Source organism: Winogradskyella sp. 3972H.M.0a.05, assembly GCF_040493455.1.
Taxonomy (GTDB): domain Bacteria; phylum Bacteroidota; class Bacteroidia; order Flavobacteriales; family Flavobacteriaceae; genus Microcosmobacter.
Genome location: NZ_JANFDA010000001.1, coordinates 614001 through 635926 on the forward strand (window position 1 = coordinate 614001; position 21926 = coordinate 635926).

Consider the following 21926-nt stretch of genomic DNA (forward strand, 5'->3'; position numbering starts at 1 on the left):
ATCCTGTGTATGCTAATTTTCATAGCATCGGGATGTCAATTGGATGAGGTTGAAAACCCAAATGCACCTTCTGTAGAAAGTGCTTTTAGTGGAGCCAGTCAGGCAGATATTCAACTATTAGCAACAGGTCTTGAAGCAGTAATGAGGGTAGATTTAGAATTCCATTACGATACTGTGAGCATCTTAGGTAGAGAGTACTATGACCTTAGTGGTGTAGACCCTCGCTATACGGGAGAGTTATTAAAAGGACCATTAGACAATAATGGGTTCTTAACCACAAGAGCTTTTGCTGCTTGGTATAAGGTTGTGAAATCTGCAAATATTTTAGTCACAGCAGTAGAAAACTCTTCGGCCGGATTTTCAGATGCTGTTAAGAATAGTTACTTCGGCTATGCCAAAACTTTAAAAGCATATGCCTTACTAATGGTAGCGAATAGGCAATTCTCTAATGGTATTCGACTCGATGTGGCGGATCCGACAAACTTAGGTCCTTTTGTAAGTTATCCTGAAGCTTTACAGGCAATAAGAGATCTGTTAGATGAAGCTGCTGCCGATCTTTCAAATGGCGGTGCCGAGTTTGATTTTAACATTAGCGAAGGCTTTGCAAACTTTAATACCCCTGCTACATTTAGACAATTTAATAGAGCCTTATTTGCTCGTGTAGCTTTGTATCAAGGCGATAATTCCGGAGCTATATCTGGAATAGCAGGTTCATTCTTTAATATTAATGGTGATTTATTTAATGGTCCAGCTCATGTTTTTGGATTAACAGGAAACGATATTGCCAATGCACAATTTCATGTGCCAGACCAATCGGGACAAGAATTCATGATACACGATTCATGGATTGCCGATGCTGAAGCAGGAGATACTAGAGTAGCAGAAAAAGCTTTCCAACTTACAGGAGGAACAACAACGTTCGATGGCTTGTCAGCGGATTATCAAATCGCTGTATACGATAGCAATGTAGCTCCAGTATATTTAATTAGAAATGAAGAATTGATTTTGATTTATGCTGAAGCTCAAATAGGTTCTGATGTAAATGAAGTATTGGCTGGCATCAATAGAGTAAGAAATGCTGCAGGACTTCCAAATTATTTGGGAGCTACAGACGATACATCATTGATAGAAGAGATATTAAGACAAAGACGTTATTCATTACTTGCCGAAGGTCATCGATGGGTAGATTTAAGACGTTTAAATCGATTGAACGATACGTATATTCCACTAGACAGACCAGGAGATAATGTAATTAATGAATTTCCAACACCGTTTACAGAAAATGCTTCTAATTAATTTTTGAGTAAGTTTTGTTAGGTTAGAAGAGCTTTAGCCCCTTCAGTGCTAAAGCTTTTCTTTTAGAAAATATTGAGTATGCTATAAAAAACGCTTAGCATTTTCTGCTAAAAACAAAATATGAAGACGTAAAACATAAAAATGTAAGAATTTTACTAAAAAATAGTATTTTCACAGGATATTTAAAACTAAAAATTATGATTAAAAATTACGCAATTTTTTTAATGATGCTCTTAGGTACATTTATAGTTAATGCACAAGAAGTATCAGGAGTAGTATTAGATGATACCTCTCAACCATTACCTGGAGTCTCTATCGTAATAAAGGGAACATCCACAGGAACAACATCAGATTTTGATGGTAATTATACTATTGCAGCAAGTAATGGGGATACATTAGTGTTTTCTTATGTGGGCTTTGAAACACAAGAAATAATCGTTACAGGTAATACGCTTAATGTAACAATGCAACCTGGTGTTGCTTTAGATGAAATTGTCTTAGTGGGATCTAGAAACCCAAGCAGAACGTCTGTTGATACTGCTGTAGCTGTTGATGTTGTTGATGTAACTGAATTGGCTAATAAAAGTCCACAAGCATCTGTCAATGAAATATTAAATTATGTTGCACCATCATTTACCTCTCAAACTCAGACAGTTTCTGATGGTACTGATCATATCGATCCGGCTTCATTAAGAGGATTGGGGCCAGATCAGGTACTTGTATTAATTAATGGAAAAAGGCGACATAATACTGCACTAATAAATGTTAACGGAACGGTAGGTGCAGGAAGCGTAGGAACAGATATGAATGCAATTCCTACTGCTGCAATAAAAAGAATAGAGGTTTTGAGAGATGGTGCAGCAGCACAATATGGATCTGATGCAATTGCAGGTGTGATAAACATTGTGTTGAAAAAAGACACGAAAAAGTTAGATTTGATGGTTACCAGTGGAGCAAATTTTAGTGAAAATTCGAATCAATTTGAGGGAGGAAGTGATGGTGAAAAATTTAAGATAGACGCAAATTATGGGCTTCCTCTAGGTGACAAAGGAGGGTTTGTAAACTTTACAGGGACTTTGTCAACAAGAGAACCAGCCTTAAGAAACAAAGATTATGCTGGAGATATTTTTAGAGGTTACCATGGAGCAGAAAGAATCTTCGCGGCAAATGGAGGAAATGTTGCAGAAATGACACTTTTCGACTACCAAACAGCTGCTCAATCTTTATCTTATTTAGATCCTGCAGTAGCAGCACAAATAGCGGGGTTAAACTTAAATGATCAAACAGATATTGATACTTTCAGAGATTTATTGGATTTTGATGCTGATGAACAAGAATTAGCAGCTCGAGGACTTACTAGAGAAGATTTCAGGTTCAAAGTAGGAACTTCAAAACTAAGAGAAGGGAAATTCTTTTTCAACGCTAGTATTCCTGTTAGTGAAAATGCAGAAATTTATTCTTTTGGAGGATTGTCGTACAGAAATGGGTTAGCTTCTGGATTTTACAGAAGACCAGCCCAAGGAGATGGTAGAGCGAATACGCCTGCATTTCCTAATGGGTTTTTACCGAATATTGGTAGTGATATTGTAGACAAATCTGTTGCTGTGGGAATTAAAGGAAAGGTTAATAATTGGAATGTTGATTTTTCAAATACTTATGGGCAAAACACCTTTGACTTTACTGTAGGGAACTCGAGTAATGGTACTTTAGGCACTGGGACACCTAGAAGTTTTGATGCTGGTGGAATAGGTTTTTCTCAAAATACAACGAACCTAGATGTTTCAAGGTTCTTTGAAGATACTTTCGAAGGATTCAATGTTGCTCTTGGATTAGAATATAAAGTAGAAAACTACTTTATTGAAGAAGGTGAAGAAGCATCATATTTAAGTTATGATATCAATGGAGATGTCGTTACTGCTTCAACTACAGATGATCTTTTAGTAACAAATAATTTTACCGGGGCAGTACTTGGAGGAGGAGCTCAAGTATTTAGAGGTTTTGATCCCAACAATGCTATTAATAAAACGAGAAATAGTATAGCGGCTTATGTAGATTTTGAAGCAGACTTGACAGAAGAATTTTTAGTTAGTTTAGCAGGGCGTTATGAGAATTTCTCGGATTTTGGAGGTACCATTAATGGAAAATTAGCAGCTAGGTACAAGATTACTGAAGGGCTAAATGTTAGATCAGCATATAATACTGGCTTCAGGGCTCCATCATTGCATCAGCAATTTTTTAGTAGAACAAGTACCGTCTTTGTGGATAACCAACCATTTGAACAAGGGACGTTTACAAATGATAGTCGTTTAGCTGATTTGTTAGGAATTGACCAGCTAAAAGAAGAAACCTCAAATAGTTTTAGTTTAGGACTAACAGGAAAAATATCTGATTGGAACTTAACATTTAGCATTGATGGTTTCTTAATTAATATCGATGATCGAATTGTATATAGTGGTAGTTTTGGACCAGGAACCAGCGCAGAAGCAGCGCAAATTTTTGATTCGGCAGGAGCAACAAGTGCTAGATTTTTTGTAAATGCAATAGATACAAAGACAAAAGGATTAGATATAGTTCTTAGTCATAAGGCAGATCTAAACGAAGAATTAAGGTTGACTTCAGATTTTGCACTTAGCTTAAATGAAACAGAAGTAGATGCTTTAAATGTTCCTCAAGCAATTGTGGATGCTGGGCAAGAAGGAAACTTTTTTGATGCTCAGGAGGAGGCATTCTTAACACTAGCGCAGCCAAGAACAAAAGGAAGTTTATCAAATAACTTATCCTTTAAGAAGTGGAATTTCTTGCTAAGAAACACTTATTTTGGAGAGGTTCAAGACCCAGATGATTTTGCTGGTACTGATCGTGTAGAAAATCATACAGTATCAGATGATGCTGTTTACGGAGGAAAGATCGTTACAGATTTTACAGTTTCGTATGACATTTTCGAAAACACTAATATTACAATTGGTGCTAATAATCTTCTTGATGTATACCCAGACGAAAATAGGGCTGGAGGAACGGCAGGAGATCAGTTTGTATACTCTAGGAGAACATCTCAGTTTGGATATACCGGAAGATTCTTATTTGCAAGATTAAATTTTAAACTCTAACCACAAGTTATTTTAATAAAAAAGCCTTGGCATTGCCAAGGCTTTTCTGCTATTAATCAATCCTTCTGTAAAAGAAGAGAAAGATATTTTTAGGCTGGGGCATCGCCAATACGTTTATCCATATTAAAAACTTCTTGCTGAACAGGAGCAATTTCTGTAACAGCTACTCTATGGCTATACATTCTCATCTTTAATCTAGTAACTAAGTAGAATAATATAGGAACCACAATAAGTGTAAGGAATGTGGCTATGAACAAGCCATAGATTACAGTCCAAGCTAACGGTCCCCAGAAAATTACGTTATCACCACCAAAGTAAATATGAGGATTGAACTCACTAAACAGTGTGTAGAAGTTAATATTGAATCCAGTAGCTAATGGGATTAATCCTAAGATTGTTGTAATTGCGGTAAGCAATACAGGTCTTAGACGCGCTTTCCCTCCTTTAACAATAGCTTCCAGTAAATCATCATTAGCCAAATAAGTATCATCTTCAAGATCTTGTTCAACTTTCTTTCTGTCGATAAGTAATTGTGTATAATCAAGCAGTACTACACCATTATTTACTACAATTCCGGCGAGCGAAATAATACCCATCATGGTCATCATGATAACGAAGGCACTTCCTGTTGCCACAATACCACCAAATACACCAATTAAACTCAAGAATATTGCCAGCATGATAATTCCAGGCTTAGATACAGAGTTAAACTGGAATATTAAGATGAAAAATATAAGACCCAGACCAGTGAAGAATGCTCCCATAAGGAAAGCCATTTGTTTGTTTTGCTCTTCAATTTGTCCTGTGTAATCTACCTTTATCGTTGAAGGTAAATCAGTAAATGTCTGCATCTCATTTTGGATTTTGGATACAATAGCGCCTGCATCTGTAAATCCTGGTGCTAAAGCAGAATATACAGTAACCACACGTCTAACATCTCTATGCTTTATCGCACTAAATCCTGAAGCATTATTTTGTTTAGCGACTGCAGACACAGGAATTTCCTTAATTTGTCCAGAAGCCATATCTCTAAAGGTTATCTTCTGATTGAAAATGGCACTGGTGTTATAACGATTTTCCTTATTGAAACGGACATAGATATCGTAATCTTCACCGTCTTCTTTATAGATACCTGCTTTACTTCCAAATATTGAGTTACGCAATTGCTGTCCTACCTGACTTGCAGAAACACCCAACTCCCCTGCCTTTTTACGATCAACTTGTACCATCATGGATGGCTTAGATTTGTTAACATCGATTTTTAATTCATCAATACCTTGAATGTTTTTCGAGTTAATGAAATCACGCATTCTTTCAGCAGTAGCAATCAATTCACCGTAATCATTTCCTTCTAATTCAATATTAATTGGGTATCCAGCAGGAGGTCCAACAGCATCTTTTTCAACAGAAATTGAAACCCCAGGATAAACATCTTTAAGATCTTCCTGTACTTTTTTCAATAGGTCGTTACTATCGGCACCTTCTCTAAATTTGTATTCACGCATTGTAGCAGTGATCTTACCTCTATGTGGCATTTCGGCTTGTGACCCACCATCGGTTTGTGGATTTCCAGCACCTTCACCTACTTGAGATACTGCACTTTCTGTTAAGAAGTTGAAATCTCCATGCTTATAAGCCTCTTCATTAATGATCTTATAGACACGTTCTTCGATATCTTTTGTAATAGCATTAGTTTTCTCAATGTCTGTACCTTCGGGATATTCGATATAAGCGATAATTTGGTTTGGTGTGTTATCTGGGAAGAACTCAACTTTGGTACGTTGACTTCCGACTGAAGCTCCGAAGCCCATGAAAGCGATTATCAATAAGACGAATGTCCCAATAGCAATAGCAGCTGGTTTACGACCACTTAATGCAGCTCGAAGTACCTTTTCATAAAAACGTTCCCAACGTGGTAAAATTTTGTTCTGAAATCCGTTAGCCCAACCTCTTAAGAATAAGCGATAGACCCAAAGCATTATGGCTGTAAATATCATTAACGTTCCTAAGATTCTATATTCACCTCCAAAGAACATTATAAGTGCACCAATAACTCCCATTATGGCTGTAATCTTAATGATTTGTTTTACAGGCATCTTTTTATCTTCAGTAGTCATATAGCGAGATACTAATACTGAATTGAAGAAAATTGCAACAAACAATGATGACCCTAAAACTACGGAAAGCGTTACAGGAAAATAAATCATGAATTGTCCCATTACACCTGGCCACAATCCTAATGGAATAAATGCCGCAACAGTAGTTGCAGTGGAGATAATAATAGGGAATGCTATTTCGCCAATACCTTTTTTAGCAGCTTCAATTCGAGGCATTCCTTCATCCATCAACCTATACACATTTTCTACAACTACAATACCATTATCCACGAGCATTCCTAGCCCCATAATGAGACCAAATAGAATCATGGTGTTCATGGTATAACCAAGCATATTCAATATCATTAAAGACATGAACATAGACATTGGTATCGCAAATCCTACGAAAAGGGCATTCTTAAATCCAAGGAAGAACATTAGTACTGTAACCACCAGGATGATACCAAAGATGATATTATTTACTAAGTCATCTACTTGCCCAATAGTTTTTGAGGATTGATCGTTAGAAATGCTTACTTGTAGGTCTTGAGGAAATACATTTTCTACTGCATCGTCAACCATGACTTTAATCTGTTCTGCAGCAGCAACCATGTTTTTACCAGCACGTTTTTTAACGTCGAGCATTACTACTGGAGCACCAAATTCTCTTGCATAAGTGGTTTTATCTTCATCCTTGAACTTGATTTGAGCAATATCTTTTAGATAGATGGAGTTACCTTGCTCTGACTTTACAACAAAGTCTTCAAGTTCAGAAGGATCTTCTATCTCCCCAAGAATTCTAATAGTTCGTCGCTGACCACTAGCAATAAGGTTACCGGCAGACATCGTCATATTCTCTCTGCTTATCGCTCCTATAACATCATCAAAGCTTACTTGTGCAGCCATCATTTTATAGATGTCTACAGCGACTTCGACTTCTTTCTCCTGAGCGCCTCTAATGTCAACCTGCTTTATTTCTGGAAGACCTTCTATTTCATCCTCTAAATACTCGCCGTACTCTTTGAGTTTATCTATAGGGTAATCTCCTGAGATATTGATGTTTAAGATTGGCATTTCTTCGGACATACTTAAGTCAAAGATGTTTGGCTTTACTTTAGCACCATTGAAGGTTGGCCAATCTTCACTTGCAGTTTCAATATCTACTTCGTCCTTTATTTTTTGCTTAGCAGCTTCAACAGTAATATTCTCATCGAACTCAACCATAATACTAGAATAGTCTTCTAGTGATGTGGATGCGATTTCAATAACGTTACTGACAGTCTTTAAGCGATCTTCTATAGGATCTGTAATAAGCTTCTCAATATCTTCTGCAGTGTTTCCAGGATATATAGAGCTTATGTATATTTTGGTTTCTTTAATCTCTGGGAAATTCTCTCTTGGCATGCTTAGATAAGCAGATGCACCAAGGAAAAGAATCAACGCAATCAACACATACATTGTGGTTTTGTTATTGATTGCCCAAGAGGATAATCCAAATTCCTTATTTACGTTTTTCTCTTTTTTGGTCATGTCTTAATGTTTTCGCGTTATCTGGATTATTCAATTACTAGAATCTTCACTTCTTGTCCATCCTTAACACTTCTTGCGCCTTCATCCACAATCTCATCGCCATTTTTTATACCCGAAAGCACTTCAATATTATCACCTTGAGTCTTTCCAGTTTCGATAAATACACGCTTTGCTTTGGCTTTGTTGTCTTGCTTATCTACAATGGTATAGACGTACTGTTTTCCTTCGGCATTTTCAGAAATAATACTTTGAGGAATTAAAATGGCCTTATCGTTTGTATAATCATTTATCTTAAGTTTAGCCGTAAGATTTGGTTTAATAAGATTATTATCATTTGGTACATCTACCTGAATCTTGAAGGTTCTGTTTGCTGGATTTATAAAATTCCCTGCTTGACGCACCTTAGCTTCCATAGACTCTCCAAGAATTGGGAATTCTACTTCGACATTCTTACCAGCAGTAACGTTAGAGATATAGCTTTCTGGAACATCGGTTTCGATATACATATCCTTAAGGTTCACAATTCTGAATAGCATCGATTGCCCAGGAGCAACAACACTTCCTTGGTCAGTGATAACATCGTCAATAGTTCCTGTAAAAGGTGCTCTTACAACAGTTTTAGCAATTTGCTGTTGCAATTGATTCACTGCTTTTTGCTGTGCTTCGTAGTTTGATTTTGCTTGAAGGAATTGTATCTCACTTCCTATCTTTTGATTCCAAAGGCGCTCCTGACGCTCGTAAGTCGTTTTTGCTAAATCAGCTTGAATTTGCAATTGTGCAACTTGTTGACTTAATCCGCCATCGTCAATTTTGGCAAGCATTTGTCCTTTAGAGACTTTTTGCCCTTCTTTTACATATACCTTAGATAAGATTCCTGAATATTCTGGGTAAATTACTAGGTTTTGTTTTGTGCTTACGTTCCCTTGAAGCTCTACAAAATGATTGAATACTTCTTCTTTTGTAGCAATAGTTGTTATTAAAGGAATCTTTTCCTGAGGATCTAATTCTTTAATTTTTTCTTCAAGTTGTTTGATTTTTGCTGACAAGGTTTGTTGTTCAGTGTCCAGTTCAGCTTTCTTAGCTCTGATTTGCTCTAAGTTTTCAGAGGCTAATAAATCGTCTAATGATTCTGCTTTTTTACCACCACATGATGACAAAACAAGTAATGCAATGGATAAGGTGATAAACTTTTTCATAGTATTCATATATTTTGAACGATTAGTTTTGTGTGATTTCATTGAGTACAGTTTCTAATTCTGCTTTATTATTTATGACATCTAGCATGGCTTGTAAGTATTCTTGTTGAGCACTGTACAGTTGTGTTTGTGCTTGTCGTAACTCGAAACTCGAAGCGATACCTTCAAAGAATTTGGTTTGATTTTTTTGCTCTATGCGTTCTGCTAAAGCCAGATTTTGTTTTTTGATACCATAATCTTCTATAGAAAATTGATAGTTGCTTTTGGCACTCTTTATCTGAAGCTTAAGTTGCTGTTCTGTTTCTAGAAGGTCATCTTTAGATTTTTCAAGATTAATTCTAGCACGCTGTGTTGCTGAACTTCTACCAAGAGAGCTGAAGATTGGAATTCTTAATGTAGCTCCAAATGAAGCGACACCTTGCCATTTGTTATCAAAATCTGTGAAATCGAAAGCGTTTCTGTTGGCAATGTAAGAACCATTTAAAAAGGCATCTAGTGTTGGTAAGGCTTTGCTTTTTTCAAGCTTAAGCAGTAATTCACTAGAACGTTTATTGTTTTCAGCAATCTTGTAATCGATAGAGTTTTCAAAATCTTCTTCAGCATCTAGTAAGCCTAAAACAATATTAAATTCTGCTAAATTTTCAAGATTATCCGTTAGTGTAGATGTCGCATTGATATCTAAACCAACAGTGATGTTGAACATCTGATAAGCGATATTCTTTAATCTGTTCGTGTTGTTAAGATTACTTTGAACACCTGCCAATGTTATTTGTAATTGCTCTACACTTTCTTCTTCCTCTAAACCGTTTTCATAGATTTTAGTGGTTTCATCCAGATTCTTTTGCAGAACAGCAATATTGCGCTCTAGTATTTGGATGCTCTCTTCGGCGAGTAGTACATTGCCATAAGCGTTGATAACCGCTTTTCTAACTTCTAAGTCTGTTTTTTCTTTGGCATTTTCTGAAATTTCCAGAAATACTTTGGCAGATTGTAGACCTACCAAATAAGAACCATCAAAGACTTTCTGAGTAAGACTCGCTGTAGCAGTCATAGAGTGCTTAGCACCAAAATCGGGGATACCGTCTTGGTTAAAATCCACGGCTTCAAACTGTTGCTTAATTTGATTTTGGTAATCAACAGTACCGTTTACTTGAGGCAAACCAGTTGCAGTGGTTTCCCATTTTTGCTCTTTGGCAGCTTCAATATCTCTTGCAGCATTCTTGGCAGTTCTATTGTTCTGTAAAGCGTAATCAATAGCCTCCTGCAAAGAGAAACTCATAGGGTTATCTTGTGAAAACCCAATAAATGAGAAGCAGATACTTATTATTAATATAAAATTATGTTTCATTAGATCAATGCCGTTTTACGGGCTTTTAGTTATGATTGATTTTCTTTGTATTTGATTAATTCCTGTTCTAAAACTGTGAGTCCATGGAGCGTAGCAATTGCCCTTGTATGGTACTCTAGAACTTTAATTTCGGTTTTTACAACTTCCGATAATGTGTTGTCAAAAAGCTCACTTTCGTGAATACCAAAAACCAAGATGAAGTAAAACTTCATGACCATATCTTTATTAATATTTGATCTATAAAGTTTTTCTTCTATCCCTTTTTCTAGGTTTTGAGTCACACAATCACTGAATGTGCAAATCTCACGAGCCATCAGCTTTGTATAAGTTTCAGGATAATATTTCTTCAACTGAAACATAGGAGACGTTTTGGCATTCTTGAACATGTTTTTAAACACATTCTTAATCACAAAATTTTCCTCAATAGCATTATATCCTTTAGCAATAATATCCTCGATGATGTTATCGATAGTCACTTGGATATAGGTTACAGTCTCATCTACCAAGTGGTCTTTATTGTTAAAGTATTTATAGATGGTCTTTTTAGATATACCCATCTCATTAGCAATATCGTCCATGGTAACGCTTTTGAACCCAAAGGACAAAAACATTTCTCCTGCTTTATCTGTAATTTTTTCTTGCATAGGCATTAAAATTTCAAGGCAAAACTACGAACGGAAACTTTATAAACCAAAAAAGTTTCCATGGTTTTAATGATTTTTTAACATTTAAGAAAAGCTTATGTCATAAAAGCATCATTTGCTTTACATTTGCGTAATGCAAACCATAGAATTCTACCAGAAGGTGTTTACGGAATACTTGAGTAAGTATTCAACTTCAAAAGAACCAAAGAATTTATATCAGCCGATAGATTATATCCTCAATTTAGGCGGAAAGCGATTACGACCAGTGTTAACGCTAATGTCTGCTGAGGTTTTTGATTGTGATTATTCCAAAGCTTTGGATGCGGCATTGAGTATAGAAGTGTTTCATAATTTTTCTTTGGTACATGATGATATTATGGACGATGCTCCACTGAGGAGAGGACAGCAAACTGTGCACGAAAAATGGGATATTAATACAGGAATTCTATCTGGTGACGCGATGCTGATTATGGCTTACAGGCTGTTTGAAAATTACGATCCAGAAGTTTTTCAAGCTTTGGCAAAACTGTTTAGTAAAACAGCATTAGAGGTTTGTGAAGGCCAGCAATACGATGTGGATTTTGAAACCAGAGATGATGTTGAGGTTGATGAGTATCTCAAGATGATTGAATACAAAACAGCGGTTTTGGTGGGAGCTGCTATGAAAATGGGAGCGATAGTTGCCAAAGCATCTAATACTGACCAAGAGATGATCTATGAGTTCGGAAAAAATCTGGGAATAGCATTTCAATTGCAAGATGATTACTTAGATGCTTTTGGAAATCCAGAAACATTTGGTAAGCAAGTTGGCGGAGATATTATAGAAAATAAAAAGACATACCTCTACTTGAAAGCTTTGGAGTTTTCGAGCGATGATGATAAGCAACAACTCCTGCATTTATTTAGTATTAATCCTGTGGACAATGAGGATAAGATACTTACAGTAAAGCAACTATATCTAGCTAGCGGATCTGCTGAAGCAACAAAAGCAGCGATAGAAGACTATACCAACAAGGCTTTTTCGGTATTGGATAACTTATCTATACCTGAAGAAAGAAAAACACTCTTGAAGAACTTTGGAGAATACTTAATGACGAGAAACTCTTAATGCAGTGGCCAGAAACCTTTTCGAGTCTGATTGAAGAAGCGAACCGATTAGATCTCTACAAGAAGCTAATCGCCCAACTTAATAAGGATTTATTGTATGCAAACGTCGATTTGGAGTTCGATGCTGATACGCTTCCAACAAGTTTGAAACTTGTACTACATGAAGCGATTTATAAGCTTATCAATGAAAAATTTGGCGACTATCTCAACCTGCTTTATATCATTGATGTGTCTGAGAAAGTCATTAAAGCATTAGATGGAAGCGATACTGTGGCACTCTCTGAGCAAGTGACGTTTTTGATTTTAAAGCGTGAGTGGCAAAAAGTTTGGTACAGAAATCAATATTCTTCTTAACACCAATTGTTAGCTGAGCGAAGTCGAAGTTAGAACCAAAACCTCACAAAAGGAATCCAAGGCTCAGCATAGATACTTTTGTCTTCATCGTATAATACATCGTATCTAACACCAAAGATTACATTTCCTGTTCTATAACCAGCTCCAACAAACAATGCCGAATTCCAGAAATTGTCGTCGACATTGCTTACGAAGTTTTCATCAAAATTTCGATCTACATTGAGTTGCTCAAATTCAAGTGAAAGCTGTGCTTCAGGAATAGGGTTAAATAATCCAATAACACTTCCGCCAACAATAGTAGATTTATAACGGTTTTTCTGATTATTAATAGTGCCATTAAGACCCAAGCCAAGTCCAAATTGCTCATTAAAATTATAAACAGCTTGTGGTGCAACTGTAGCACTAAAAAAGCCATCGCCAAACCCTAAACCGACACCACCTCCATACTGAACATTTCTCCAAAACGTATTTGGCTCTTTGGTGGAATTATTTTGAGCTAATAATTCGCCAGAAACAGCTATTGTTAGACAAAGGAATAATAGCGTTTTTTTAAACTTCAAAATTGAAAAATTCATAGTCTTTTTTCGGAAATAAAATACACGTTATAAATATACTAAAACCATAGTCGATTTATGTAAAAGTTGTACTTTTGTATAAATTTTGACAAAACGAGAAGGTTTCAAAATACATGGATAAATACTCCTTTTTAAATGCGGCACACACAGCTTATTTTGCCGATTTGTACGACCAATATCTAGAAAACCCAGATTCAGTTGAACCTAGTTGGAGAGCCTTTTTTCAAGGTTACGATTTTGGTAGCGAAAATTACGGATTCGATGGTGAGATTGTTGAAGGTGTAAGTACTCAGATTCCAGAGCATGTTCAGAAAGAATTTCAAGTTGTAAAACTTATAGACGGATATCGCACTCGTGGACATTTATTTACTAAGACTAACCCAGTTCGTAATCGAAGAAAATACGCACCAACGCTAGAGATTGAAAACTTTGGCTTATCGCAGAGTGATTTGGATACGGTTTTCAACGCAGGAGATATCTTAGGCTTGGGAGCAACCACACTTAGAGAGATTAGAAATCATTTAGAAGCTATTTACTGCGATGCTATAGGTGTAGAGTACATGTATATTCGTAAGCCACAAGAGATTGAGTGGATACAGAATAAGCTCAATGTTAATGATAATCACACAAAATTTTCCGCTGACCAAAAGAAACATATCCTAAAAAAGCTTAATGAAGCCGTATCTTTTGAAAGCTTCTTACATACAAAATATGTTGGGCAAAAACGTTTTTCTCTTGAAGGAGGCGAATCTTTAATCCCTGCGCTAGATGCTGTTATAGAAAAAGCAGCAAATTATGGCGTGAAGGAATTTGTCATGGGAATGGCACACAGAGGTCGTTTAAGTACACTTACAAACATATTTGGAAAGTCTGCCAAGGATATTTTTAGTGAGTTTGATGGAAAAGATTATGAAGAAAAAGTATTTGATGGTGATGTGAAATACCACCTTGGTTGGACAAGTAATAGACAAACCGATTCAGGAAAAGAAATCAACCTGAGTATTGCACCAAACCCGTCACACTTAGAAACGGTTGGAGCAGTTGTGGAAGGCATTACTAGAGCTAAGCAAGATAGATTCTATAAAGAAGATCCATCTAAAGTATTACCGATTGTTGTACATGGCGATGCTGCTATTGCAGGACAAGGACTGGTGTACGAAGTTGTACAAATGGCGAAGTTAGATGGTTATAAGACTAATGGAACCATTCACATTGTAGTGAATAACCAAATAGGGTTTACTACCAATTACTTAGATGCACGCTCTAGTACATATTGTACAGATGTTGGTAAAGTAACACTGTCTCCAGTATTGCATGTCAATGCCGATGATGCAGAGGCTGTAGTTCATGCAACATTGTTTGCCTTAGACTTCAGAATGCAGTTTAAGCGAGATGTCTTTATAGACTTACTAGGTTATAGAAAGTATGGACACAATGAAGGAGATGAGCCTAGATTTACGCAACCATTACTGTACAAAGCAATAGCTAAGCACAAAAACCCTCGAGATATCTATGCAGAAAGATTGATTAGCGAAGGTATCATAGACAATACTTATGTAAAATCTCTCGAGCAAAACTATAAAGCTTCATTAGAAGAAGAGTTAGAAGATTCTAGGAAAGAAGATAAGACTATCATTACTGAGTTTATGCAAGAAAACTGGAAATCGTTTTCTAGAGCAGATGAGAATACAATGATAGCTGAGGTTGATACAACCTATCCTGAAAAGAATCTGGAAGAGATTACTAAAGTGATTTCTACACTACCAGAAGATAAAAAGTTTATTCGTAAGATACAGCGATTAATACAATCTAGACAAACCATGTTCGATGAGAACAAACTAGATTGGGCAATGGCAGAACATTTAGCTTACGGGAGTCTGTTGCAAGAAGGATTCAATGTTCGTATATCTGGACAAGATGTAGAGCGAGGGACATTCTCTCATCGCCATGCAGTTGTAAAAGTAGAAGACAGTGAAGAAGAGGTTATCCTATTAAATAATATAGGGAAGGACCAAGGCGATTTTTACATCTATAACTCATTGCTTTCAGAATATGGTGTTGTAGGATTCGATTATGGCTATGCTATGGCAAGTCCAAATACCTTAACCATTTGGGAAGCACAGTTTGGAGATTTTAGTAATGGTGCGCAAATTATGCTAGACCAATACATTTCTTCAGGAGAAGATAAATGGAAGACACAAAATGGATTGGTAATGTTGCTTCCTCATGGTTACGAAGGTCAGGGAGCAGAGCATTCTTCTGCCAGAATGGAGCGCTATTTACAACTATGTGCTAAGGACAATATGTTTGTTGCAGATTGTACTACACCAGCAAATATGTTCCATTTATTGCGTAAACAAATGAAAGCCAATTATCGTAAACCACTTATCGTATTTACGCCAAAAAGCTTATTACGCCATCCAAGAGTAGTATCATCAGTAGATGAGTTTGCTAATGGAAGTTTTCAGATGCTTATTGATGATGAAGAGGCTAATGTAGACAAGGTTAAGACTCTTGTTTTCGTAACAGGAAAGTTTTATTACGATTTACTAGAAGAGAAAGAAAAGCTGAATAGAGATGATGTAGCTTTAGTGAGAATAGAACAATTATTCCCATTACCTACAGAAGACATTAGAGCTATTTTGAAAAAATATAAGAATGCAGATGACATCGTTTGGGCACAAGAAGAGCCTCGAAATATGGGAGCCTATAGCTTCATGATGATGCATTTAGAAGAAGCAAAAACTTGGAGAGCTGCAACCAGAAGATCTTATGGAGCTCCTGCTGCTGGTAGTTCAACTCGTTCCAAACGTAGACACCAACAGGTTATTGACTTCGTATTTGATAAGACAAAAAACAATCAGAGATATTAAAAAACTAAAATTAAGTTGACAATGGTTTTAGAAATGAAAGTGCCTTCACCGGGCGAATCCATCACAGAAGTTGAAATTGCTCAATGGCTAGTTGAAGATGGAGATTATGTTGAAAAAGACCAAGCTATTGCAGAAGTAGATAGCGATAAAGCAACATTAGAGCTACCTGCAGAAGCAAGTGGTACAATTACCCTAAAAGCTGAAGAAGGAGATGCAGTAGCTGTTGGTGAAGTTGTGTGTTTAATAGATACAAGTGCTGAAGCACCAGAAGGTGGAAGCGCTCCTGCTGCCGAACCAGCGAAGGAAGAAAAAGCAGTGGCTTCTACTGCAACGGCTGCTCAACCACAGGCTGCGACTTACGCAACAGGAACAGCAAGCCCAGCTGCAAAAAAGATTTTAGCAGAAAAAGGAATTGACGCTTCTCAAGTTAATGGAACAGGTGTCAGTGGTCGTATCACAAAAGAAGATGCCGTCAAAGCAGTACCATCTATGGGTGAAGCTGTCGGAGGAGAGGGAAGAGGTGTTTCCAGATCTAAGCTATCTATGCTGAGACGAAAAGTAGCTGAGCGTTTAGTGTCCGCTAAGAACGAAACAGCAATGCTGACGACCTTTAATGAGGTTGATATGTCTCCAATTTTCGACTTAAGAAAACAATATAAAGAGACGTTTAAAGAGAAACACGGTGTAAGCTTAGGGTTTATGTCTTTCTTTACATTGGCTGTTGTTAGAGCATTAAAAATGTACCCAGCAGTAAACTCTATGATCGATGGTAAAGAAATGGTGAGTTATGATTTCTGTGATATCTCTATAGCTGTTTCTGGACCTAAAGGGTTAATGGTGCCAGTTATTAGAAATGCTGAAAACTTAACTTTTAGAGGAGTTGAAAGTGAAGTAAAACGATTAGCTATAAGAGCTAGAGATGGTCAGATTACTGTTGACGAAATGGCTGGAGGAACATTTACTATATCTAATGGAGGTGTATTTGGAAGTATGCTATCAACACCAATTATTAATCCACCTCAATCCGGAATTTTAGGAATGCACAATATCGTTGAGCGTCCAGTAGCAATAGATGGGAAAGTAGAAATAAGACCAATCATGTATGTAGCATTGTCTTATGACCATAGAATTATTGATGGGAAAGAGTCTGTAGGATTCCTGGTTGCAGTAAAAGAAGCACTAGAAAACCCAACAGAATTATTGATGGATAATGATATTAAAAAGGCTTTAGAATTATAACAGCCTTATAACTTATAGAAACAAAAAAGCTCATGAATTTCATGAGCTTTTTTTATATCTAGATTATTTATTTTATCTATTGTAAAGTCGGAGAGAAATTTGTCGGGAAATCTCCAGCTTTAGCTAAGTTCCCTGAAGCTTCAAAATTAGAACCAAAAGTATCGTCAATAGCTTTTAAGAAACTATTAGCCATTAAAGCATATCCTCTAGCAGTAAGATGTACACCATCCAAGCTTACTAATCCACCAAACACTAAATCTGTGTTCATAAAGTAATCATCAAACTGAATGCCGATAGTAGAAGCTTCTTCAAGAATAGAATTAAGATCAACCAATGCTAATCCATTGGCATTAGCAACAGCACTAATAGAAGCATTGTATGCGTCTGTAGCAGCAAATATTTCTTGTTGCTCACTTGGTAATAATACCCAATTATCTTCTAGCGGGAAAGTAACACCTTCTACTGAGAACTGTCCAGCTAATTCAGGAGTAAGTCCTTGAGATAATAAAAGTTGGAAGAAATCCTCATTCACAGTTCCGATAACAGAGCTACTAGGAAGTACTAATAAATCTTCAGCAGTAGCTTGTCTGGTCTGTCCATAAGTACCTCCAAGTAGACCAGCTACTAAAGGAGCTGCTTGTGGAGGAAGACCAAATTGTCCTATGAAAGCAGGAAAATTAGGATCAGCCAATAATACTTGTGTTATCTGTGGTCCAAGATTTGGAATACTTTCATCTCTTATGACTACCGCACTAGCTTCATCAGTAGCAAATACAATTGATCTTTCAGGAACCCCTAAGAATGCATATACTTGATTCATTGCTCCAAACAATGTATTTAGCGTTGGAATTAATGGACCAAAGGCATCATTAGACGGATCTAAAGGATTATGAGGTACAGTTGTAAAGTGAGAAAGGCTTGTAATATAAGGTACATTTCCAATGGCACCATTAGAACCATTAGCAGTCAATGCAGCAACCATAGCATTTAAAGATGCATCAAAAGTTGCTGTGTCAGTAATTGGATTAGAGCCATCACCACCAGAAAGCGCATAACCAAGAACGTCATTTCCACCTATTTCAGATAGTGTAAAAAAGGTTGGACTTTGTGCTGCAGCTAATTCTATAATAGAAGCATCTGGAGTAGAACCAGTTAATCTCACCGCATATGGATTAGCTGCAAAAGGGAAATTAGCAATATTTCCATAACCATTAGCTAATAAGTGAAAACTCTTAGCACCAGGCACACCTAAGTTATTAAAAGGCCCTGATGGATTATTTAATGCAATATCTGTGCTTACAGTTACAGGACCAATCACAGATTCTAAAGGCACTGGGCCAGCACCGCCAAACACTAATCTAGGTTCTGTAATACGCATGCCACCTAAAGCCAAGCCTCCAAAATTATCATTCATTAGAGGTTGCGTAAACGCACCACCTCCAGCATTTCTGAATTTACTCGCCATAATGTTCGGAAAAGAACTTTCTTGACTAGCAATAAACAATGCATTATCTGTAAAACCGGCTGTAAAAGAAGCACCAATAGCAATATAGTTTGAGAAATCTGCTGTACCAGCGGTTAAATCTGGTAATGGAGCTTCAGTAGTATTGTTTCTTTCTCTAAGATCATCGAGCGTATCATTTTCGCAGGCAAATAAACCTAACGTGAGAAGCGATAATAATATGTATTTAATATTTTTCATCTCGTGTTTTCTTTTTCGTTATTATAAGTTATTAATAGTCAATGATACATAGTATTGAGAACCGATTAATCCAGTTCCAAAGGCTGTAAAGTACTCATCTTGTAACAAGTTTGTAGCACCAGCTTTGAACGTAGACTTTAAGCTAGGCACTCTTAAATTTATTTGAGCATCTAACACACTATATGCTGGAACCTCACCATCACCAAATGATGCTTCCCAGAAATAGTTATCACTCCATCTCCAAGAAAGGTTAAAACCAAAATTCTTGAATAAGTTAGTATTACCAAAACTAGCTTTCACTTTGTGCTCTGGTGTATTGAAGTTGGTTCTAAAATCAGGATTAGCATTAACATCAAAATCTAATTTAGCATACGTATAGTTTGCACTAAGATCAAAATCTTTAAATACTTTGGTTGATACACTCAGTGCAGCACCATAAGAGGCAACATCCGCATCAGAATTCGTGTATGTTTGATATGCTTGGAAATCGCCATTAGCAATTGCAGCAAGTGCTAAAGGTGTAGTAGTTCCAGGAATGGTTTGTGTTAATTGAACATCACCATAGAACGGAGCGATTACAGTTTCGTTAGCTAAGAAATCTTTATAAGAGTTATAGTATGCAGAAGCATCTATAATAAACCCTTCAACTTTACCTCTATATCCTAATTCGAAAGAACTTACTTGTTCAGGTTGTGCTAAGTTAGAGTTTGCAATTTCTAAATCAGCAGGGTTTGTAGATGCAGAAAAGTCTTGTACAGAACTCGCAAAGAACGAGTTGTTATAAGCACCTTGACCATCAAAGTTAATGTTCGATTGACCTAAGATTGCAGCACCAGTAGCACTAAGGTTGTAGTTTCTAACATCTCTAGCAGGGTTATCTGGTGCTCCACCAACTAATATTGCTCTACCTACGTCCAATCCAATGTACAAGTCTTGTGTGGTTGGGTTACGGAAACCTGTTTGGAACGAAGCACGAATATTATGGTTTTGATTTACCGTGACACCAGCAGAGATTCTAGGAGAGAAGAATCCGTCGAATAATTCTGATTTATCGTAACGTACAGATCCAGTTAATTTCAGCTTTAAACTTTCATTTAAGTCTAATGACTTTTGAACTTGAGTATATACACCAACTTCTGAATAATCAATAGGACCATCTGTATCCGTATAGATTGTGCCGAATGAGTTAAGCTCATATCTTCTGTATGAACCACCTACTTGTATTTCTGCAGCATCCCATAAATGCCCAAAGTTATAGTTGGCATCAGCGTGATAAATCTTTGAATTATCTTGGAACTTAGAACCCGTTGTAAGGTCTGGATCATTAATAATACCATTAAAAACATTTTGGAATTCTGGAGTTCCAGGTATTAAACGACCTGTATCTGCAGCTTGACGTGCAGCGGCATGGGCTCCAGCATCTGTAGCACCACCAAGAGTAGCTCCAATATAAGTTGCTACATATTCTCCAAACCATGTTTGGTCGTCTTTCCATGCTCTGTTGATATTAATTCCTGTGAAGACCATGTCGTAAGAGTCTCCGGCCTTATCCTCTGTTACATAACCTCTTAAGAAGAAGTTGTCGTTTCTAATTTCTAGCTTGTGTTGTTGTAAGAAGAAATCTTTAATATTATATCTGTTAGCACCTTGATAGATTGTATTACCAGAACCTACTTTTCCAACATATTGTATTTCAAAATCAGTTCCCCAAGGTCTGTAGTATAAGCCCCAATCAGCTTTGATACTCTCTGCATTATAGTTGGTTAAATCCCCTTCATCATATCCTGTTCTACTCACATCAACAGATGGTACTAAAGCTGAAGAACCAGCAGGAGCCAAACCAAGACTTTCTAGTAATTGAGCAACGCCATTGATATTTGTACTTACTTCATCTCCATATACATTAAGACCGTCGTAATTTAAGTTTGTAGCTCTGGTTCCCCCAACCATGTCTTTATCAAAGGTGCTGTTAGCAGCCCAGTCAGTACCTTTAAGGTATCCGAAGTTTACTTTAGCAGCAAACTTATCGCTAAACTTGTAGGCCATTCTTACACCTAGATCAGTATAGTCATTATCACCAGCAGCCTCTTGTGAAGTAATCCCTTGCTTGTAATATGCACTTATGCCAGAATGATCAAAAGGGCTTTTACTTCTCATAAATAGAATTCCGTTAAAGGCATTTGCACCATATAATGCAGAAGCAGCACCTGGTAGAATCTCAACACTTTGAACATCAGTTTCTGTCATCCCCAAAAGGTTACCCAGTGGGAAGTTAAGAGCTGGAGCAGAGTTATCCATTCCGTCAACCAACTGCATGAATCTTGTGTTGGCAAATGTTGCAAAACCTCTGGTGTTAATAGACTTAAAAGTTAAACTATTAGTGTTTATATCAACTCCCTTAAGGTTTTCTAAGCCATCATAAAAATCTACTGAAGCAGTATTTTTTATGGCTTTAAGCCCAAAACGTTCTACAGTTACAGGCGACTCGAAAATACGCTCTGGAGTTCTGGACGCTGAGATAACAACTTCATCCAACTCAGTACCTTCATTCATTACAAAATCTAATACCTGATTGTTAGTTGTAACTTCTAGAGTAACAGTTTCGAATCCAACACTACTCACTTGAATAGAAAAAGGTGGGTCTTGATCTACTGTTAGGGTGAAGTTTCCATCAAAATCGGATATCGTTCCTGTGGTTGTACCAACAACAATAATGTTTGCGCCAGGAAGCGGTTGTCCACTATTGTCTTTAACAGTACCTTTTACTGTTGTTTGTGCAAACGAAAAAGCACAGCAAAACAGCATTAAAATCTTTAAAGTTGTTTTCATTTTAGGGAAAGTTAATTTAATATTAAGCCA

Annotated in this window: 13 protein-coding genes; 6 read left to right on the forward strand and 7 right to left on the reverse strand. The window is 36.8% G+C overall.

From position 1 onward, the window contains the following. The first annotated feature begins 9 nt into the window (after nucleotides 1-9). Both NCE97_RS02780 and NCE97_RS02785 read left to right on the forward strand, forming a co-directional pair. Nucleotides 10-1296 (forward strand): RagB/SusD family nutrient uptake outer membrane protein, encoded by a 1287-nt coding sequence (locus tag NCE97_RS02780; RefSeq protein WP_353777335.1) that lies wholly within the window; start codon nucleotides 10-12, stop codon nucleotides 1294-1296. Nucleotides 1297-1493: 197 nt separating this feature from the next. Continuing rightward, the gene (locus NCE97_RS02785) at nucleotides 1494-4403 is read left to right on the forward strand and encodes a TonB-dependent receptor (protein WP_353777336.1); all 2910 of its coding nucleotides are present in this window, start codon (nucleotides 1494-1496) and stop codon (nucleotides 4401-4403) included. 89 nt (nucleotides 4404-4492) lie between these two features. Here NCE97_RS02785 and NCE97_RS02790 read toward each other — a convergent pair whose 3' ends face one another. The 4 genes from NCE97_RS02790 to NCE97_RS02805 are packed head-to-tail and all read right to left on the reverse strand — an operon-like array spanning nucleotide 4493 to nucleotide 11217. After that, a complete protein-coding gene (locus NCE97_RS02790) occupies nucleotides 4493-8029 on the reverse strand; it encodes an efflux RND transporter permease subunit (protein ID WP_353777337.1) in 3537 nt (1178 codons plus the stop codon). A gap of 26 nt (nucleotides 8030-8055) precedes the next feature. Further along, nucleotides 8056-9225, reverse strand: coding sequence for an efflux RND transporter periplasmic adaptor subunit (locus NCE97_RS02795; RefSeq protein ID WP_353777338.1), 1170 nt, complete (start codon nucleotides 9223-9225; stop codon nucleotides 8056-8058). 22 nt (nucleotides 9226-9247) lie between these two features. Next, the gene (locus NCE97_RS02800; RefSeq protein WP_353777339.1) at nucleotides 9248-10573 is read right to left on the reverse strand and encodes a TolC family protein; all 1326 of its coding nucleotides are present in this window, start codon (nucleotides 10571-10573) and stop codon (nucleotides 9248-9250) included. 29 nt (nucleotides 10574-10602) lie between these two features. After that, entirely contained in the window at nucleotides 10603-11217 is a 615-nt protein-coding gene (locus NCE97_RS02805) for a TetR/AcrR family transcriptional regulator (RefSeq protein ID WP_353777340.1), read from the reverse strand. A gap of 133 nt (nucleotides 11218-11350) precedes the next feature. Between NCE97_RS02805 and NCE97_RS02810 the strand changes: the two genes are divergently transcribed. Beyond that, the gene (locus NCE97_RS02810; RefSeq protein ID WP_353777341.1) at nucleotides 11351-12325 is read left to right on the forward strand and encodes a polyprenyl synthetase family protein; all 975 of its coding nucleotides are present in this window, start codon (nucleotides 11351-11353) and stop codon (nucleotides 12323-12325) included. Beyond that, complete coding sequence (locus NCE97_RS02815; protein ID WP_353777342.1) at nucleotides 12325-12678, forward strand: hypothetical protein; 354 nt, start codon at nucleotides 12325-12327, stop codon at nucleotides 12676-12678. The genes NCE97_RS02810 and NCE97_RS02815 overlap by 1 nt, the downstream gene beginning before the upstream one ends. A 29-nt stretch (nucleotides 12679-12707) precedes the next feature. Here the strand turns inward: NCE97_RS02815 and NCE97_RS02820 are convergent, their stop codons facing one another. After that, nucleotides 12708-13253, reverse strand: coding sequence for an alpha-ketoglutarate decarboxylase (locus NCE97_RS02820; RefSeq protein WP_353777343.1), 546 nt, complete (start codon nucleotides 13251-13253; stop codon nucleotides 12708-12710). A gap of 113 nt (nucleotides 13254-13366) precedes the next feature. Here NCE97_RS02820 and NCE97_RS02825 point away from each other — a divergent pair, with 113 nt between their 5' ends. Together NCE97_RS02825 and odhB are read left to right on the forward strand one after the other, a co-directional pair. After that, nucleotides 13367-16126: a 2-oxoglutarate dehydrogenase E1 component gene (locus NCE97_RS02825; protein WP_353777344.1), complete on the forward strand. Its 2760-nt coding sequence runs from the start codon at nucleotides 13367-13369 to the stop codon at nucleotides 16124-16126. A 21-nt stretch (nucleotides 16127-16147) separates the two neighbouring features. Next, nucleotides 16148-17365 (forward strand): 2-oxoglutarate dehydrogenase complex dihydrolipoyllysine-residue succinyltransferase, encoded by a 1218-nt coding sequence (gene odhB, locus NCE97_RS02830; RefSeq protein ID WP_353777346.1) that lies wholly within the window; start codon nucleotides 16148-16150, stop codon nucleotides 17363-17365. Between the two features lie 76 nt (nucleotides 17366-17441). Here the strand turns inward: odhB and NCE97_RS02835 are convergent, their stop codons facing one another. Together NCE97_RS02835 and NCE97_RS02840 are read right to left on the reverse strand one after the other, a co-directional pair. Then, entirely contained in the window at nucleotides 17442-19067 is a 1626-nt protein-coding gene (locus tag NCE97_RS02835; RefSeq protein ID WP_353777347.1) for an SGNH/GDSL hydrolase family protein, read from the reverse strand. Nucleotides 19068-19088: 21 nt separating this feature from the next. After that, entirely contained in the window at nucleotides 19089-21896 is a 2808-nt protein-coding gene (locus tag NCE97_RS02840) for a TonB-dependent receptor (RefSeq protein ID WP_353777348.1), read from the reverse strand. Nucleotides 21897-21926: the final 30 nt, after the last annotated feature.

Excerpts from the sequence above, each read along its gene's own strand:
- NCE97_RS02825 (WP_353777344.1), top strand. The coding sequence starts at position 13,367 with ATGGATAAATACTCCTTTTTAAATGCGGCACACACAGCTTATTTTGCC.
- NCE97_RS02810 (WP_353777341.1), top strand. The coding sequence starts at position 11,351 with ATGCAAACCATAGAATTCTACCAGAAGGTGTTTACGGAATACTTGAGT.
- NCE97_RS02785 (WP_353777336.1), top strand. The coding sequence starts at position 1,494 with ATGATTAAAAATTACGCAATTTTTTTAATGATGCTCTTAGGTACATTT.
- NCE97_RS02795 (WP_353777338.1), bottom strand. The coding sequence starts at position 9,225 with ATGAAAAAGTTTATCACCTTATCCATTGCATTACTTGTTTTGTCATCA.
- NCE97_RS02835 (WP_353777347.1), bottom strand. The coding sequence starts at position 19,067 with ATGAAAAATATTAAATACATATTATTATCGCTTCTCACGTTAGGTTTA.
- NCE97_RS02815 (WP_353777342.1), top strand. The coding sequence starts at position 12,325 with ATGCAGTGGCCAGAAACCTTTTCGAGTCTGATTGAAGAAGCGAACCGA.
- NCE97_RS02820 (WP_353777343.1), bottom strand. The coding sequence starts at position 13,253 with ATGAATTTTTCAATTTTGAAGTTTAAAAAAACGCTATTATTCCTTTGT.
- NCE97_RS02800 (WP_353777339.1), bottom strand. The coding sequence starts at position 10,573 with ATGAAACATAATTTTATATTAATAATAAGTATCTGCTTCTCATTTATT.
- odhB (WP_353777346.1), top strand. The coding sequence starts at position 16,148 with ATGGTTTTAGAAATGAAAGTGCCTTCACCGGGCGAATCCATCACAGAA.
- NCE97_RS02780 (WP_353777335.1), top strand. The coding sequence starts at position 10 with ATGCTAATTTTCATAGCATCGGGATGTCAATTGGATGAGGTTGAAAAC.
- NCE97_RS02790 (WP_353777337.1), bottom strand. The coding sequence starts at position 8,029 with ATGACCAAAAAAGAGAAAAACGTAAATAAGGAATTTGGATTATCCTCT.
- NCE97_RS02840 (WP_353777348.1), bottom strand. The coding sequence starts at position 21,896 with ATGAAAACAACTTTAAAGATTTTAATGCTGTTTTGCTGTGCTTTTTCG.
- NCE97_RS02805 (WP_353777340.1), bottom strand. The coding sequence starts at position 11,217 with ATGCAAGAAAAAATTACAGATAAAGCAGGAGAAATGTTTTTGTCCTTT.